This window comes from Synechococcus sp. R55.7 (assembly GCF_047461955.1).
In the GTDB taxonomy this organism is placed as follows: domain Bacteria; phylum Cyanobacteriota; class Cyanobacteriia; order Thermostichales; family Thermostichaceae; genus Thermostichus.
The window spans coordinates 7583-9308 of the sequence record NZ_JANSIC010000082.1 but is presented as its reverse complement, the minus strand read 5'-3'; the positions used below and the strand labels follow the sequence as shown (position 1 = coordinate 9308).

Genomic DNA, 1726 nt, shown 5'->3' with positions numbered 1-1726 from the left:
AAGACTTCGGCCCCACGCAGGGGAAGAAACCTAGAGCCTAATCTAACATGGACAGCAGGGATCCCAGAGTGGGCAACCCTGGCGCTTTGCCGTACTTCTATCTGGAGCGAAGAGCAGCCGAATCTGCTCACCCAAGGTAGCCCATCTCCCATTCAGTTGGCTTTGATCACGATAGTGAGGCCAGGAAAGCTTTTGTTCCCGACTTTGGCCGGTTTGCAGCTAACGTAGGAATGATGAATGGGGGTAAGACCATGACCAACCCAGCCAGCCGCCTGTTGGCTCCTCTGCTTGGCGGATTGCTCTCAGCGCAGATGGCCGCCCCAGTTTTGGCCCAAATGGGGCCCTTGCCACCACCGCCTGCCGGTGAGGGATGGCGTCCTGTGAATCCTCGCCCCCTTCCCCCTGGCCCTCAACCCCTGCAACCTGGCCAGCCCTTTCAACTGCAAACCACGTTGCTATTGCGCTCTGGGGATCTGATCCAGGCGGTGCATCGCTCCCCAGAAACCCTCTTGATTGCCCCTGGGGAAACCCGCGCCGTCAGCCTTAGCTTGGATACCCCTCTGCGGGACATCTACGGCAACATGGTCGTCCCGGCGGGGGCCGTTTTGGAAGGCCAATTTCAGCCGGTGAGCGGCGGCACCCAGTTTGTCTCGCGGGCCCTGATTTTCAACGGCCAATCCTACCCCCTCTACGCTCAGAGCCAGGTTATCCCGCTGCGCAAGGATCCCCGCCACACTTCCGGGGAAGCGATTGTGCAAGATGCCTTGATTGGGGCAGCTGCGGGGGCCATCTTGGGAGGCTTGTTCGGCGACCGCGTGATCTCGACGGAGAAAGTGCTGGGTGGAGCGGCGGCAGGGGCTGTCATCGGCAATGTAACGGCGCCGGAAGTGGCGGTGATCGACGCCAATGCCAACTTGACTCTGACGGTCACCCAAGATTTTCAGCCCTACCTGCCCTAGCGAGCCCCTGAAAACAGCTCTGGCCCTAGGGACTGGCGGTGAGCCGATCCAGAATCTCCTCGTGGGAGAGGCCCTTGCGCACCCATTCCTCGCAGTGGTGCAGCCGCTGAGCCGTGCCGATGAGGAAGCGGTTGAGATCGGCCCCCAGGGATTCGCAGGTGGTCTGTACGCAGATGAGATCCCGCCCCGAAAGCAAGGAGAAGAGGCTGGCCAGCATTCCCGCCTCCAAATATCCGGCAGGCTCTCGCCGTGCAGAAGGTTCCTCCGGGTTGAAGCTGGCGCGAGCGGCAAGGGCAAACCCGGAATTGCGGATCCCGGCCTGAACCAAGCCGTGGTCAGCAGCGGAAAAGTCCAGCTCCAGGCGTCCCCAACCGTGGGTGGCCCAGAGGTCGCTGAGGGCATCCAGGAAGATCCCCATCGGCAATTCCTGCAGCGGCTGCTGGTAGTAGCCGGAAAGCTCGTCTTCAACACGGCGGAAAAATGCCTCTCCCCAATCGCGGCCACAGTTGTAGAGAATGACGCGGGTGGCTTGGCCAGTTTCATAGCGCAGGCCGGAGTAGAGAGCTTCCAGCAGGGGCATGGGAAAGGCCGCCAAGCGGTATCCTCCGCGGCTGTAGAGCAGTCCGGTGTGGATGTCAGGGCGGATGTAGTAGGCAGGGCTAAAGCAGTGCCCAGGCAAGATCTGGTCTTGCAGAATCTCTTGCAGGGAGATCATGGCTATTCTCGCAGTCAGGTGGACAAGAGGGCGGGGATGGATAGATTGGGGA

2 protein-coding genes are annotated in these 1726 nt (G+C 61.0%); one reads left to right on the top strand and one right to left on the bottom strand.

Annotated features, from left to right (window positions below; genetic code table 11):
• Positions 1 to 251: 251 nt before the first annotated feature.
• Entirely contained in the window at positions 252 to 959 is a 708-nt protein-coding gene (locus NW820_RS06115) for a hypothetical protein (protein WP_011432227.1), read from the top strand.
• Positions 960 to 984: 25 nt separating this feature from the next.
• On the opposite strand, the gene NW820_RS06110 is transcribed toward NW820_RS06115, so the two are convergent.
• Positions 985 to 1726, bottom strand: a 742-nt coding sequence (locus NW820_RS06110) for a V4R domain-containing protein (protein ID WP_414406982.1), incomplete at its 5' end; no start/stop codon positions are given.